Annotated in this window: 12 protein-coding genes; 6 read left to right on the top strand and 6 right to left on the bottom strand. The window is 68.8% G+C overall.

Going from position 1 to position 14373, the window contains the following annotated elements:
* Window positions 1–58: 58 nt before the first annotated feature.
* On the bottom strand, window positions 59–1867 hold the full coding sequence (locus G539_RS26060) for a sensor histidine kinase (RefSeq protein WP_169516614.1): 1809 nt from the start codon (window positions 1865–1867) through the stop codon (window positions 59–61).
* A gap of 181 nt (window positions 1868–2048) precedes the next feature.
* Window positions 2049–2852, bottom strand: coding sequence for a response regulator (locus G539_RS0105545; RefSeq protein ID WP_029074321.1), 804 nt, complete (start codon window positions 2850–2852; stop codon window positions 2049–2051).
* Between the two features lie 161 nt (window positions 2853–3013).
* Between G539_RS0105545 and G539_RS0105540 the strand changes: the two genes are divergently transcribed.
* Together G539_RS0105540 and G539_RS0105535 are read left to right on the top strand one after the other, a co-directional pair.
* Window positions 3014–3235 (top strand): NepR family anti-sigma factor, encoded by a 222-nt coding sequence (locus G539_RS0105540; RefSeq protein WP_029074320.1) that lies wholly within the window; start codon window positions 3014–3016, stop codon window positions 3233–3235.
* A 99-nt stretch (window positions 3236–3334) separates the two neighbouring features.
* Window positions 3335–3880 carry a sigma-70 family RNA polymerase sigma factor gene (locus G539_RS0105535; protein ID WP_029074319.1) on the top strand — a complete coding sequence of 182 codons (546 nt, stop codon included), beginning with the start codon at window positions 3335–3337 and terminating at the stop codon, window positions 3878–3880.
* Between the two features lie 102 nt (window positions 3881–3982).
* On the opposite strand, the gene G539_RS26585 is transcribed toward G539_RS0105535, so the two are convergent.
* A complete protein-coding gene (locus tag G539_RS26585) occupies window positions 3983–4147 on the bottom strand; it encodes a DUF1328 domain-containing protein (protein ID WP_029074318.1) in 165 nt (54 codons plus the stop codon).
* A gap of 89 nt (window positions 4148–4236) precedes the next feature.
* A complete protein-coding gene (gene ribB / locus G539_RS0105525; protein WP_029074317.1) occupies window positions 4237–5340 on the bottom strand; it encodes a 3,4-dihydroxy-2-butanone-4-phosphate synthase in 1104 nt (367 codons plus the stop codon).
* A 166-nt stretch (window positions 5341–5506) separates the two neighbouring features.
* Here ribB and G539_RS0105520 point away from each other — a divergent pair, with 166 nt between their 5' ends.
* Entirely contained in the window at window positions 5507–6256 is a 750-nt protein-coding gene (locus G539_RS0105520) for an SDR family NAD(P)-dependent oxidoreductase (RefSeq protein ID WP_029074316.1), read from the top strand.
* Between the two features lie 60 nt (window positions 6257–6316).
* Here G539_RS0105520 and eno read toward each other — a convergent pair whose 3' ends face one another.
* A complete protein-coding gene (gene eno, locus G539_RS0105515; protein ID WP_029074315.1) occupies window positions 6317–7606 on the bottom strand; it encodes a phosphopyruvate hydratase in 1290 nt (429 codons plus the stop codon).
* Complete coding sequence (locus G539_RS0105510) at window positions 7603–8607, bottom strand: phosphotransferase family protein (RefSeq protein WP_029074314.1); 1005 nt, start codon at window positions 8605–8607, stop codon at window positions 7603–7605. The genes eno and G539_RS0105510 overlap by 4 nt, the downstream gene beginning before the upstream one ends.
* 298 nt (window positions 8608–8905) lie before the next feature.
* On the opposite strand from G539_RS0105510, the gene G539_RS0105505 reads away from it, so the two are divergent.
* From G539_RS0105505 to G539_RS0105495, 3 genes are all read left to right on the top strand, one after another.
* Window positions 8906–9535, top strand: coding sequence for a TetR/AcrR family transcriptional regulator (locus G539_RS0105505; RefSeq protein ID WP_029074313.1), 630 nt, complete (start codon window positions 8906–8908; stop codon window positions 9533–9535).
* An 82-nt stretch (window positions 9536–9617) separates the two neighbouring features.
* On the top strand, window positions 9618–10895 hold the full coding sequence (locus tag G539_RS23755; protein ID WP_245576807.1) for an efflux RND transporter periplasmic adaptor subunit: 1278 nt from the start codon (window positions 9618–9620) through the stop codon (window positions 10893–10895).
* On the top strand, window positions 10892–14302 hold the full coding sequence (locus G539_RS0105495; protein ID WP_029074312.1) for an efflux RND transporter permease subunit: 3411 nt from the start codon (window positions 10892–10894) through the stop codon (window positions 14300–14302). Before G539_RS23755 ends, G539_RS0105495 begins: the two co-directional genes overlap by 4 nt.
* Window positions 14303–14373 lie beyond the last annotated feature (71 nt).

The raw sequence follows: 14373 nt of genomic DNA, 5'->3' as shown, positions 1-14373 counted from the left end.
ACCGCCGACGACGCGACAGGGAGCCTCCGGCTCCCTTTCTTTTTGCCGGCTTCCCGCCTCAGGCGAGGACGTGGCTCGCCGGGATGTCGATGTCGCACACCACGCCGCCGGGCGCGAAGGCGAGTTTCACCCCGCCGTCGAGCGCCTGGCCGACGGTGCGCTCCAGCAGCGTCACGCCGAAGCCGGTCTTCTCCGGCGGCACGACGACGGGGCCGTTCGTCTCCTCCCAGCGCAGGTGGAAGCGGTTGCCGTCGCGGATCGACCAGCGCAGCGTGATGCGGCCGCCCGGCACCGAGAGCGCGCCATATTTCGACGCGTTCGTCGTCAGCTCGTGCAGGGCGAGGCCGATGTTCTGCGCCGCGTCGGGCCGGAGGCTGATGAAGGGCCCCTCGACCTTGAGCTGCTCCGAGCCCGGATCGATCGCCTGGCCAATCTGGACGTCGACGAGATCGTGCAGGATCGCGCCATGCCACTCCTGCGCGACGAGGAGATCATGCGACGCGGCCATCGAGCGCAGCCGCGCCGAAAAGCGGGCGACGAAGGTGTGCGGATCGTCCGAGCGCGCCGCCGTCTGCCGCGCCATCGCCTGGATCACGGCGAGCAGGTTCTTCGAGCGATGCGTCAGCTCGCGCATGACGAGGCGCAGATGCGCCTCTTGCAGATGGGTCTCGGTGACGTCGACGACGACGCCGGCCAGGCCCACGATCGCGTGGTCGCCGGCGAGGATCGGCTCGATGCGAACCTGGAAATGACGGTCGGCCCCGGCCAGCGGCATGACGATCTCGCCATGCTGCGGCTGCCCGGTGGCCACCGCCTCGCGCTTCATGGCGATGATCGGCCTGCCGACATCGGGCGGCCAGATCGCGGCGTCGGTTCGGCCGAGCATGTCTTCGGGAACGAGGCCTGTCGCGGGATTGTAGATCCAGTTGTAGCGCAGGTCCGCGTCATGGGTGAACACCATGATCGCCGAACCGCGCAGCGCCAGGTCGAAGCGCGCATTGGCCTGCGCGAGGCTGGTGGTCAGCGCGTGCAGGCGAGTCTCATAATCGTGCCGCTCGGTCAGGTCGACGACGGCCGAGGTCAGCCCGATCGTGTCGCCGGCGCCGTCGCGCAGCGGCTCGATCGACAGCCGGAGATATTGGGAGCCACCGTCGGCTGTCTCGACGACGACGTTGAGCGTCGCGCGCTGCCCGCTCGCCAGCACCGCGCGCTTGGCCGCCACGACCTGGCCGGCGACCTCGTCCGAGAACAGGTCGGCATCCGTCTTGCCGACGACCTGGTCCGATCCGATCTCGAAGCGCGGATTGTTGTAGGCCCAGGTGAAGACCAGGTCGCGATCCTGCGTGAAGACGGCGATGTCGGAGCCGGACAGCGCCGCCTCGAAGCGCTGGTTGATCTCCTTCAGCTCGCGCGTCCGGTCGCGCACCTTCTCCTCGAGATCGCTGCGGATCTCGGTCAGCTCGCGCATCGTGTCGATATGCGCGTCGATCTCCGATTTGAGGTGCTGGTTGTTGCGCTCGAGCTGGCGCGGCGATGGCAGCGCCAGCAACACCGGCAGCGCGAAGCGGATCAGGAACACGGCGACCAGCGCGATCACCGCGGCGACGCTGTCGAACACGGGCTGGAAACTCGGCGACGGCCACCACAGCGCATAGGTCGCCACGCCATAGACCAGCGTGATGCAGAGCAGCAGCAGCACGAAGGCGAGCGCCACGCGCTTGTAGACGCCCGGCAGGTCGCGTCGCCGGACGAGGAAGACGATGGCCGCGATCGCGATGGCGAGCGTGCTGGCGGCGATCAGGGCGCGCGGGATCGCGCGCAGCAGGATTTCTTCCTGGCCGACCAGCCCGCCCGGCACAAGGGGCATCAACCAATCCATCGATTGTCCTTCCGGATCGAAGACGTTCGGGCGAGGATCCCCGTCGCAACGGGCGGGCGCGGGGCGGCCCCACGGAGACCGGGCGCCTGGCGGGGCGGCCGCGCCCCTGCCTGACCAGCCAAGCGGCCCGCTCCCCGCCGGCGGGCAGGACGGAGCAGGCCGATCCGGATCAGGCCGCCATCGACGCCGTGGAGTTGAAGAACAGCGCCTGGCTGATCGCCGCCTTCACGGTGCGGGGGTCGAACGGCTTGGTCAGCAGGAAGGTGGGCTCGGGGCGCTCGCCGGTCAGAAGGCGCTGTGGGAAGGCGGTGATGAAGATCACCGGAACGCTGAAGCCGGACAGGATGTCCTTGACCGCGTCGATGCCCGAAGAGCCGTCGGCGAGCTGGATGTCGGCGAGCACCAGCCCGGGCTGCTCGCGCACCGCCGCCTCGACCGCGTCGTCGCGCGTCCGCGCGACGGCGGCGACGTCATGGCCGAGCTCCTGCACGATGCCGGAAAGGTCCATCGAGATCAGCGGCTCGTCCTCGATGATCAGCACGCGCGTGCGCGTCTGGCGGTCGATCTCGGCCAGCGCATCCTCCAAGAGCGGATGAATGCGGCTGACGTCGATGCCCATCACCGCCGCCGCGTCCGCGTCGGAGAAGCCTTCCATCGTGGTCAGCAGCAGCGTCTGCCGGCTTTCGGACGTCAGGGTGGCGAGCCGCTGCTGCGCCGTCGATTCCTGCCGGCTCAGTCCCGCGATCTCGGCGTCGGGGCCGAGCTGGGTGCCGGACCAGATGGCATGGAACAGCCGGTAGAGCGCGACCTTGGGATGGATGTCGCGGGCGAGAACGCTGGGGTCGTCGACGATCGCCTGCAGGCAGGCCCGCACATAGGCGTCGCCGCTGATTTGCCCTCCCGTCAGGGCGCGAGCATAGCGCCGCAGCAGTGGCAGATGCGGCGCCAGGGCCTGCGACAGACTTTCGGGCATAGCTTCCCCCTCGTTGAACTCGATACCGGTCAGAACGTGGCAAGTTGCATTCGGTTCCCAAAAAAATCTGGAACCATTCCCGGCCTTTCCGCATTGGCAATCCGGCAGGCGCACTGCACGGTATCGGAAGGACGGGGCCCTTGGGCACTCAGGGAAAAAAGATGGACAAGACGAACATGTTGAAGGATGCCGAGATGCGCTCGGTTTCCCCATCGGAACCGAGCACGCAGGGCGACAAGGAAGACTGGATCGGCCGGCAATTGCGCCGCGTCTTCGACAGCGCCCTCAGCGAGCCGCTTCCCGACGACATCATGTCGTTGCTGGATCGTCTCGACGACGCGCCGGTTCCCGCGGCTTCCGACAGCGCCAAGCGGCGTGGATGAACCTTGCGGCCGCGGCCCCGCCCTGGGGGCAAGCCGGCCGACGACTGATGCCAAGCCCATTGCATTGCGCCGAAGACAGGCATTGCCAGGAAGAGCGTCATGAAGAATGAACTGGTCGAAGCCCTTCCCATGCTGCGCGCCTTTGCCCGCTCCCTGAGCGGCAATCGCGACCGCGCCGACGATCTCGTGCAGGAAACGGTGATGCGGGCGCTCGCCAATCGCGACAAGTTCCAGCCGGGAACCAACCTGCATGCCTGGCTCGTGACGATCCTGCGCAACCAGTATTATTCGGAAGGCCGCAAGCGGCGGCGCGAGGTCGAGGATGCCGAGGGCGTCCATGCGGCGCGGCTGGCCGATCTCGGCGCCCAGCAGAGCCATCTCGAGCTCGACGACTTCCTGCGCGCCATGCAGCTCCTGCCCGACGAGCAGCGCGAGGCGCTCGTGCTGATCGGCGCCAGCGGCTTCTCCTACGAGGAAGCGGCGGAGATCTGCCAGGTGCGGGTCGGGACGGTGAAGAGCCGCGTCTCGCGCGCCCGCGCCCGCCTCGAGGAAGTGATGAGCGGCGGCGTGCCCCTGCCCCCGGTCGAGACCGCGCAGCGCTCGGCCCGGGAAATCGAGCGCGCCTTGGCGGCCCGCTCCGGCTGATCCCTGCCGCTGTCCTCCTGCCCCTGTCCCCCTGCCCCTGTCCCCCTGCCATGAAAAAGGCCCCGCGAGATCGCGGGGCCTTTTTTCTTCGCGCCGGGAAGATCAGGCGCGGCGCATCAGGTGCATCACGCCGGAGATCAGGAACAGGATGATCGCGACCACGAAGATGATCTTCGCTATGCCGATCGCCGTTCCGGCAATACCGCCAAAACCCAGAATGGCGGCCACCAGCGCAACGACGAGAAAGAAGATCGCCCAATTCAGCATCGTAGTCCCTCCATGGATTTGCGGCCCGAAGGTCGCTCCCCCATTCAATGCGACAACGCTGGGTGGAGTTCCGCGATGCGGCCGAAGTCCTATCCGGCGGCGGGCTCCCAGCCGGTGATCTCGATGCCGAAGCCCTGCAGGCCGACATATTGCCGCTCCTGCGACGACAGGAGGCGGATCGAGCGCACCTTGAGATCCCGCAGGATCTGCGCGCCGACGCCGATCTCGCGCCAGCGCTCCTTGCGCTGCCGCGCCGACATGTGGCGCTCCTCGCCGTCGCCGGCGGCCGAGCCGTCGGGCCGCACCACCATCGGGTCGCGGATCAGCACGAAGACGCCGCGATCGGCGGCGCCGACCTTGCGCAGCGTCGTCTCCAGCCAGCCCTTCGAATCCGGCCCGCGCGAGATCAGGTCGGAGATCGGGTTGGCGCGGTGGATGCGCACCAGCACGTCGGGCTGCTCGGCGACGTCGCCGAAGACGATGGCGAGATGCTGCAGCGGATCGAACGGCGTCTCGTAGACGAAGGTGGTGGCGGTGCGGCCGCCGACCGGAACCTGGAAGCTGTCGACGACGCGGACGAAGCTCTCGGTGCGGGCGCGATAGGCGATCAGGTCCTCGATCGAGACGATCTTCAGCCCGTGCTCCCTGGCGAACTCGATCAGCTCGGGCAGGCGTTTCACCGTGCCGTCGTCGTTCACCACCTCGGCCAGCACGCCGGCAGGCTCCAGCCCGGCGAGGCGGGCGAGATCGGTCGCCGCCTCGGTGTGGCCGGAACGGATCAGCACGCCGCCCTCGCGGGCGATCAGCGGGAAGATGTGGCCGGGGCGGAGGAAATCCGACGCGGTGCAATTGTCGTTGGCGAGCGCCTGGATGGTGTTGGCGCGCTCCTCGGCCGAGATGCCGGTGGTGAGGCCGACCTTGTAGTCGACCGTCACGGTGAAGGCGGTGCGCATCGGATCGCGGTTGTTGGCGACCATCGGCGGCAGGTGCAGCGCCTCGGCGCGGTCGGCCAGCACCGGCACGCAGATGATGCCGCTGGTATGGCGGATCATGAAGGCGACCTTGTCCGGCGTCGCCTTCGACGCGGCCATGATCAGATCGCCCTCGTTCTCGCGATCCGTGTCATCGACGACGACCACCAGTTCACCCGCGGCGATCGCCGCTACGGCTTCTTCAATCGTGTTGAGGGCCATGAACCATGTCCGTAAGCGGGAAAGATCCTGTCCTTATAAGCGAACAACCCGGGAGCGCCACTGCGGAAGCGCGCAAGACGGGTTGTCTGATGACCGTATGGGCCTTACCAGTATCGCCACCGCGAAGGTGCGTGGCTGGGCCGCGCGAAGAGGGAAGAGTGGACGAATGGCAGATATCAAGCGTTTCTCCGGTCGTGGCGCGATCGTGACCGGCGGTGCCTCGGGCATCGGCTTCAAGACGGCCGAGCGCATTGTTTCCGAGGGCGGAACGGTTTGTCTCTGGGACGTGGACGCCGAGCGGATCGAAGCCGCCAAGGCCGCGCTCGGCCCGAAGGCGCACGGCATCCAGCTCGACATCGCCAAGCCCGACCAGGTCGAGGCCGCCGCCAAGGCCGCGGAAGGCCATCTCGGCAAGATCGACATCCTGATCTGCTCGGCCGGCGTCGCCGGCAAGAACGAGATGGTCGTCAACTATCCCATCGATGAATGGCAGCGCGTCTTCGAGATCAACGTGCACGGCCTGTTCTACTGCAACCGCTTCGTCGCGCCGCTGATGCAGAAGAACGGCTATGGCCGCATCGTCAACGTCGCCTCGATCGCCGGCAAGGAAGGCAACCCGACCGCCTCGGCCTATTCCGCCTCGAAGGCGGCCGTGATCGGCTTCACCAAGTCGCTCGGCAAGGAACTCGCCAAGGACAACATCACGGTCAACGCGATCACGCCGGCGACGATCGACACGCCGATCCTGAAGCAGGTCAGCCAGGCGCATATCGACTACATGCTGTCGAAGATCCCGATGGGCCGCTTCGGCAAGGTCGAGGAAGCCGCCTCGATCCTGACCTGGCTCGCCAGCGAGGAATGCTCGTTCACCACCGGCGCCGTGTTCGATCTCTCGGGCGGCCGCGCCACCTACTGATCGACTTAGCATCCAGAAGCCTCCGGCCACTCGACGCGGCCGGAGGCTTTCTTTTTGGCCTCAGGCCTTGCGCAGGCCGAGCGCCGAGGGACCGGCATAGACCGCGTCGGCGCCGAGCGCTTCCTCGACACGCAGCATCTCGTTCCACTTCGCCATGCGCTCGGAGCGCGAGAACGAGCCGACCTTGAACTGGCCGGCATCCCAGCCGACGGCGAGATGCACGATGGTGACGTCCTCGGTCTCGCCGGAGCGGGCCGAGACGATGGTGCCGAAGCCGGCCTTCTTGCCCGCCTCGAGCGCCGCCTTCGTCTCGCTGACGGTGCCGGCCTGGTTCGGCTTGACCAGCACGGCGGTCGCCGCTCCCTTCGCCGCCGCATCCGCGACGCGCGCCGCGTTGGTAACGAGGAAATCGTCGCCGATCACCTGGCAGCGGTCGCCATAGCGCTCGGTGAAGGCGATGAAACCGGCCTCGTCGTCCTCGGCGACCGGATCCTCGATCGACAGGATCGGATAGGCGTCGAGCCAGCGGCCGAGCAGGTCGATCATGCCACCGGTGTCGAGCTCGCTGTCGTCGAGCGCCAGCTTGTAGCGGCCGTTGCGGCCGAACTCGGAAGCGGCGATGTCGAGCGAGATGCCGACATCCGCGCCCGGCGTGAAGCCAGCATCGGCGATGGCGCCGACCAGTTCGTCCAGCGCCTCTTCATTCGAGTTGAAGGCCGGCCAGAAGCCGCCCTCGTCGGCGACGCCCTGCAGCTTGCCGGCCTTCTTCATGCGCAAGCCCGCGGCGCGATAGACCTCGGCGGTCCAGTCGAGCGCCTCGGCGAAGGAAGAGGCGCCCGGGCACATCAGCATGAAGTCCTGCACGTCGACGCGCCGCGCCGCATGCGCGCCGCCGCCGAAGATCTGGATCTCGGGCACCGGGATGCGGACCTTGCTGCCGCCGGCGAGATAGCGCCAGAGCGGCTGGCCGGCACCGGCGGCCGCCGCGTGCAGCACCGCCATCGAGGTCGCGATCAGCGCATTGCCGCCGAGGCGGCCCTTGTTCTCGCTGCCGTCGAGGGCGATCAGCGCCGCGTCGATGCCGGCCTGGTCGGCCGCGTCCATGCCCTTCAGCTTCGTGGCGATCTCGCCCTGCACCGAGGCAACGGCGCGGGTGACGTCGTGACCGCCGAAGCGGTCGCCGCCGTCGCGCAGGTCAACCGCCTCGCCGGTGCCGGTCGAGGCGCCGGCCGGCGCGATGGCGCGGCCGACCGCGCCGGAGGCGAGCTGGATTTCCGTCTCGACGGTGGGCCGGCCGCGCGAATCCCAGATGCGACGTCCGATGACCTTGGTGATTGTCGTGTCGTTCACTGCGAAAGTTCCTCTTCCCAGGCGTCGCGAATGGCGGCGAGCGTCGTCGGCGGGGTGGCGATGAGCGGGCGCGCGACCCGGCGGACGCGGTCCCGGTCGGCGTCGGTGGTGATGTATTCGGCCGGCGACTTGCCGTCGACGCGGGCCAGGAACAGGCCCGGCAGCAGGCGCGCGACACGGGCCTCGATTTTTTCCCGCGGCTCCCAGTCGACGGCCTCGAGATAGGCCGTCGCGAGCGCGTCGAACGACGCGAGATAGGCGGCGCGGGCCTCCGGAACCCAGAGGCACTTCAGGAGCATGTGGTTCAGGCAGAAGGCGAGGTCGAAGGCCGGATCGCCATACCAGGCGCATTCGGCGTCGAGGAAGACCGGCCCCTTCGGCCCGACCAGGATGTTCTTCGGGCTGACGTCGCCATGCACCAGCGCGATCTTCGTCGCGAGCGTGTCGCGCGACAGCGCCATCAGCTTGTCCGCGAGATCGGGATGCGCCTCGGCCGTCGCCTCGAGATAGGGCTCGAGGCGGATCGAATGGAAGATCGCGTCGGTATCGAAGCGCGCCGCGAGGGTGGCGGAATGCGCGGTCGCGCCATGGATGGCGGCAATCGCCCGGCCGACGGCGGCGGCGAAGGCCGGATCGGCGCGGCCCGCCCTGAGCTCGTTCTTCCAGACCGGATGATCCTCCGGGCGCAGGAAATCCATGGCGAAGGCGCCGACGGCGGCGTCATGCGCCAGGACGCGCGGCACGGCGTCGGGCACGATCCGCCCGGCTTCGAGCAGCCACTCGACCTCGTTGCCGTTGCGCGAAACCGGGGCGCGCCAGTCGCGCGCCACCTTCAGCTTCGCCAGCGCCCGCTTCACGGCGAAGCGGCGGCCACCGGCCTCGACCCGCCAGATGTCGGAGGCGACGCCCCCGGTCAGCGGCTCCGCCCGGATGGCCGCGCCCTCCTCCACAAGACCGGCATGCACCAGCCACGCCGCCAGCTCGCGGTCGATCGTATCCATTCGTGCCTCCCCGGGCTCCCACTCCCCCGCTCCGGCCGGCCAGGGCGGCCGGAACGGGCTCCTGTCTAGGTCATTTGAGCCCGGAATGCATCGCGAAAGCACAGCCGGCCACCCGGATTCTGGAACAGCGGACCCCATCGCCTGTTGCGCATTTGCCGCAATCGGCCGTCCTTCCGGAAAAATCGACAGCGACGGGCGGAAAAATCCGGAAGCCCTCCCCATCTCCGGATTGACTTAGCGGCACCCCATCCGCATCTGCTGCGAGCGAACATTCATTCGCATCGCAAACCGGGTGCCCATGGCCAGCATCGTCCACCCCGTTCCGACCGATTCCGCCACGCGGGAGAGCGCGCAGGACGCGCGCCGGCAGCAGATCCTAGACGCCGCGCGCACCTGCTTCGCGCGATCGGGATTTCGCGGCGCCTCGATGCAGGAGATCTGCGCCGAAGCGCGGATGAGCCCCGGCGGGCTCTACCGCTATTTTCCCTCCAAGGAATCCATCATCGAGGCGATCGCGCAGGAAGAGCGCTGCGGCGCGGCCGAGATCGTCCACGCCATGCGCGGCCCCGGCCCGCTGCTCGACCGGCTGGTCGGCTGCGCCATGGGTTATTTCGGCTATATGCGCGATCCCGGCGCCTGCGAGCTGATGGCCGAGATCAGCGCCGAGAGCCTGCGCAATTCCGAGATCGGCAAGCGTTTCGCCGCGATCGACGACAGCGTGCGCGACATCATGCGCGAGGTGTTCGAGGCAGCGATCCAGGCGGGAGAGATGCCGCCGATCGCCGATCTCGACGCGACGATCAGCATGCTGCAGGCGGCCGTCGACGGCATCGCGCTGCGCCAGATCAACGACCCCGACCTGACCCTCGCCCGCGTCGAGCCGCTGCTGCGGCGGCTCGTCGCCGGCGTGCTCGGAATGAAAGCCTGAACGGCCCGAGGGTGGCGAGAGACCGCCCCGGCCCAACCGACCAGAGGCGGCCGCCCCCGCGGCCGAAACAACAATGAAGCGCATGACCCGTTTCGCGGCCTCGGCCGCTTTCGTCGCCGCCATCGCCGCCGGCGCCCTCGCGCTGCCGGATTCGATGTTCTCGGCCGTGGCCGAGGAGCCGGCGCCGGCCGCCGCGGCGCCGAAGCCGCCGGCCATCACCGTCATTCCCGCCGCCAGCCGCGAGATCGTCCAGTCGGCGATCGTCGTCGGCTCGCTGGTGCCGCGCGAGGAGGTGCTCGTCGGCGTCGATCTCGACGGCTACCGGCTGACGGAGCTCCTGGCAGAGGAAGGCGACCGAGTGAGGAAGGACCAGGTCCTCGCCCGGCTCTCGACCGACATGCTCGACGTGCAGCTGGCGCAGAACGCCTCGTCGCTCGCCCGCAACGACGCGGCGATCGCCCAGGCGAAGAGCCAGATCGCCGAGGCCTCGGCGATCGAGGCGCAGGCCAATGCCGCGCTCGATCGCGGCCTGTCGCTGAAGCAAAAGGGTATCGTGGCCCAGGACGCGCTCGACGTCCGCGACTCGACCGCCAAGACCGCGGCCGCGCGCCGCGCCGCCGCCGAGCAGGGCCTGGCGCTGGCCGAGGCCGACAAGGCACTGACCGAGGCGCTACGCCGCGAAATGCTGCTGCGCGTCGCCAAGACCGAGATCAAGGCGCCAGCCGATGGCCTGGTGCTGTCGCGCTCAGCCCGCATCGGCGCCATCGTCTCGGGCGGCGGCGAGCCGCTGTTCCGCCTGGCCGCCGATGGCGCGATCGAGCTGGAGGCCCAGGTGCCGGAGGCGGAGCTGGCGCAGATCGCCGTCGGCCAGCCGGTCAAGGTCACCGTCCAGGGCGTTCCCGAGGGAATTCCGGGCACGGTCCGCCTGGTGGCGCCGAAGATCGACGATGCGAGCCGCCTCGGCCGCCTGCGCGTGGCGCTTCCCGCCGGCGTCAAGGTCAGCGCCGGCGCCTTCGCGCGCGGCACGGTCGAGCTCGCGCGGCGCGAAAGCCTGAGCATTCCGGTCTCCGCCGTCGTGACCAGCGGCGACGAGGTGACGGCCCAGGTGGTCGTCGACGGCAGGATCCAGACCCGCCCGATCCAGACCGGCATTTCCGGCCGCGGCCTGGTCGAGATCCTGGACGGCATCGCCCCCGGCGAAGCCGTGGTGCTGCGCGCCGGCACCTTCGTGCGCGACGGCGACGCCGTCACCGCCGTCGAGCCCCAAACCGAAGCCAAGGATCACGGCAAGGACCAGGCCAAGGACGAGGCAAAGAGCGGATCCGGTCGCGGCGCCGAGAGCGAGGGAGCGAAGGGATGAGCTGGAACTTCTCCGCCTGGGCGATCCGCAACCCGGTTCCGCCCATCCTGCTGTTCGTCGTGCTGTGCGCTTTCGGCATCGTCTCGTTCATGAACCTGCCGATCACGCGGTTCCCGAACATCGACGTGCCGCTGATCTCGGTCACCGTCACCGACGCCGGCACGGCGCCGGCCGAACTGGAGACGCAGGTCACCAAGAAGGTCGAGGACGCCGTCGCCTCGATCACCGGCGTCAAGCATGTCAGCTCGACGATCACGGACGGCCAGTCCTCGACCGCGATCGAATTCCGCCTCGAGGTCAACACCGACCGCGCGCTCAACGACGTCAAGGACGCCATCGCCAAGGTCCGGGGCGACCTGCCGCGCACCGTCGACGAGCCGATCATCCAGCGCATCGACGTCGAGGCGCAGTCGATCATGACCTATGGCGCGCTGGCGCCGACGCTCTCGCCGGAGCAGCTCTCCTGGTTCATCGACGACCAGGTCATCCGCGACCTGCAGGCGCTGAAGGGCGTCGGCCGGGTCGAGCGCATGGGCGGCGTCACGCGCGAAATCCAGATCCGCCTCGATCCCGACCGGCTGATGGCGCTCGGCGTCACGGCGGCCGACGTCAACCGCCAGCTCCAGATCACCAATGTCGATCTCGCCGGCGGCAAGAGCGAGGTCGGTAACCAGGAACAGACCATCCGCACGCTCGCCGGCGCCAAGTCGATCGACGACCTCGCCAATGCGCGGATCGCGATCTCCGGCGGCCGCGAGGTCCGGCTCGGCAATCTCGGCACCATCGAGGATCACTGGGAGGAGCCGAGATCCTTCGCCCGCCTCGACGGCAAGCCCGTCGTGGCGCTCGCCGTCTACCGCGCCAAGGGCGCCAGCGACGCCTCCGTCGCCGACGTCGTCAACGCCAAGATCGCCGAGATCGACGCCGCCAACCCGGACGTCTCCTTCTCGATCATCGACAACACCGTCCACTACACCTACGGCAACTACGAGAGCGCGATGGACACGCTCTACGAGGGCGCGATCCTCGCCATCCTCGTGGTGCTGCTGTTCCTGCGCGACTGGCGCGCGACGCTGGTCGCGGCGGTCGCGCTGCCGCTCTCGGCGATCCCGACCTTCTGGGCGCTGTCGATGCTGGGCTTCTCGCTCAACCTCGTCAGCCTGCTCGGCATCACGCTGGTGACGGGCATCCTCGTCGACGACGCCATCGTCGAGATCGAGAACATCGTCCGCCATACCCGGATGGGCAAGAAGCCCTACCGCGCGGCGCTGGAGGCGGCCGACGAGATCGGCCTCGCCGTCATCGCCATCTCGACGACGATCATGGCGATCTTCGCGCCTGTCTCGTTCATGGGCGGCATCGCCGGCCAGTATTTCAAGCAGTTCGGCCTGACGGTGGCGATCGCTGTGTTCTTCTCGCTGCTCGTCGCGCGCCTGATCACGCCGATGATGGCCGCCTATTTCATGCGCGCGCCCTATCTCGGCGACGGCACGGACGGCCAGCCCGTCTATGCCGGCTTCCTGAACGATCTCGGCCGCCGCATCCGCGCGCTGATCCCGCTCGCGGTGGTGATCGGCCTCGGCGCGCTCGTGCTGCAGATCACGGCCGAGGCGCTCGTCGGCGTGCCGCTGCTCGGCACGCTGTCGGAACGGGTCGCGGCGATCGGCTGGACCAAGATCGCGCTCGGCGCGCTGGCGGTCGCGGTCGGCTTCGCGCTCGTGCGCGCCTGGCTCGGCCAGCCGCACCCGGCGGAGGAGCACGACGGCCTGATCATGCGGCTCTATACCGGGTTGCTCAAGGGCACGCTCGCCCGTGGCATGCGCTGGGTGACGCTCGCCGCCGGCATCGCCACCTTCGCCATCTCGATCTGGGCCATGGGCTTCCTGCCGTCGGAATTCATCCCCGAGGGCGACGAGAGTCGTCTCGCCATCTCGGTCGAACTGCCGCCCGGAACGGGCCTCGACCAGACCGGCGCGACCACCGACAAGATTACGGCGGCGCTCCGGACGCTGCCGCAGGTCCGCAGCGTCTTCGTCATGGGCGGCACCTCGCCGACCGGCACGCTGGAGACGCGGCGCGCCGCCGTCATCCTCGAGCTTGTGCCGAAGGCCGACCGCACGGTCAGCCAGACGGACATGAAGCCACTCGTCGCCGAAGCGCTTGCCGGCATTCCCGACATTCGCTTCTACGTCGTCAACGAGCGCGGCGACCGCGCCACCACGATCGCCGTCACCGGCCCCGACGGCGACGCCGTGGCCAAGGCGTCAGGCGACCTCGAAGCGGCGATGAAGGCCGACCCGATGTTCCTGAATCCGGTCGCCCTCTCCTCCTTCGCGCGACCCGAGATCCGGATCGTGCCGAAGCTCGACGAAGCCTCGGCGCTCGGCATCGCGCCGGACCGCATCTCGGAGACCATCCGGGTCGCCACGACGGGCGACGCCGACGCCAATCTCGCCAAGTTCACGGTCGACGGCCGCCAGGTGCCGATCCGCGTCGAGCTCGACCGGATCGCCCGCTCGGACCTCTCCATCCTGTCGGCGCTGCGCGTGCCGCTGGCGGCCGGCGGATCCGTGCCGCTTTCGACCGTCGCCGATGTCGGCTTCGGCCAGGGGCCGGCGACGATCGAGCGCTACGACCGGGAGCGCCTGGTCAAAGTCGGCACCGACATGGCGCATGGCTACACGTCGGGCCAGGGCACCGAGCGGATCAAGACGATGGATGTCGTCAAGAACTTCCCCGCCGGCGTGCGCCTGCAGGAGACGGGCGATGCCGAGGCCCAGGCCGAGGTGTTCTCCGCCTTCGGCGTCGCCATGGGCTCCGGCATCCTGCTCGTCTTCGTCGTGCTGATCGTGCTGTTCAACAGCGTGTTCCAGCCGCTGACCATCCTCGCCTCGCTGCCGCTCTCGATTGGCGGCGTGGTGGCGGCGCTGCTTTTGACCAACAACGCGTTCTCGATGCCGGTCATCATCGGCTTACTGATGCTGATGGGCATCGTCACCAAGAACTCGATCATGCTGGTCGATTTCGCCGTCGAGCAGGTCAAGCACGGCATGGACCGCAAGGAGGCGATCATCGACGCCGGCCGCAAGCGGGCGCGGCCGATCGTCATGACGACCATCGCCATGGGCGCCGGCATGCTGCCGGCGGCGCTGGCCTTCGGCGAGGGCGGCGAGTTCCGCGCGCCGATGGCGATCGCGGTGATGGGCGGGCTGTTCCTGTCGACGCTGCTGTCGCTCGTCTTCATCCCGTCGGTCTACACGATCATGGACGACCTCTCGCACCTGGTCGGCCGCCTGTTCCACCGCCTCTTCGCCCCCAACGAGGTCGACGAGGACCATCCCGACGACAAGCGGCAAGGCCCGCCCGCGGCGGCGCTCCCCTCCGAGATGCGCATCGCGGCGGAATAGCTCCGGGTCCCGGCCCTCACCCCAACCCTCTCCCGCACGCGGGAGAGGGTCTTGCTTCGCCTCTTGCCCGG

Source organism: Kaistia adipata DSM 17808, from assembly GCF_000423225.1.
GTDB lineage: Bacteria > Pseudomonadota > Alphaproteobacteria > Rhizobiales > Kaistiaceae > Kaistia > Kaistia adipata.
The sequence above is the reverse complement of the archived record's forward strand: the minus strand, read 5'-3'. Positions and strand labels throughout refer to the sequence as shown.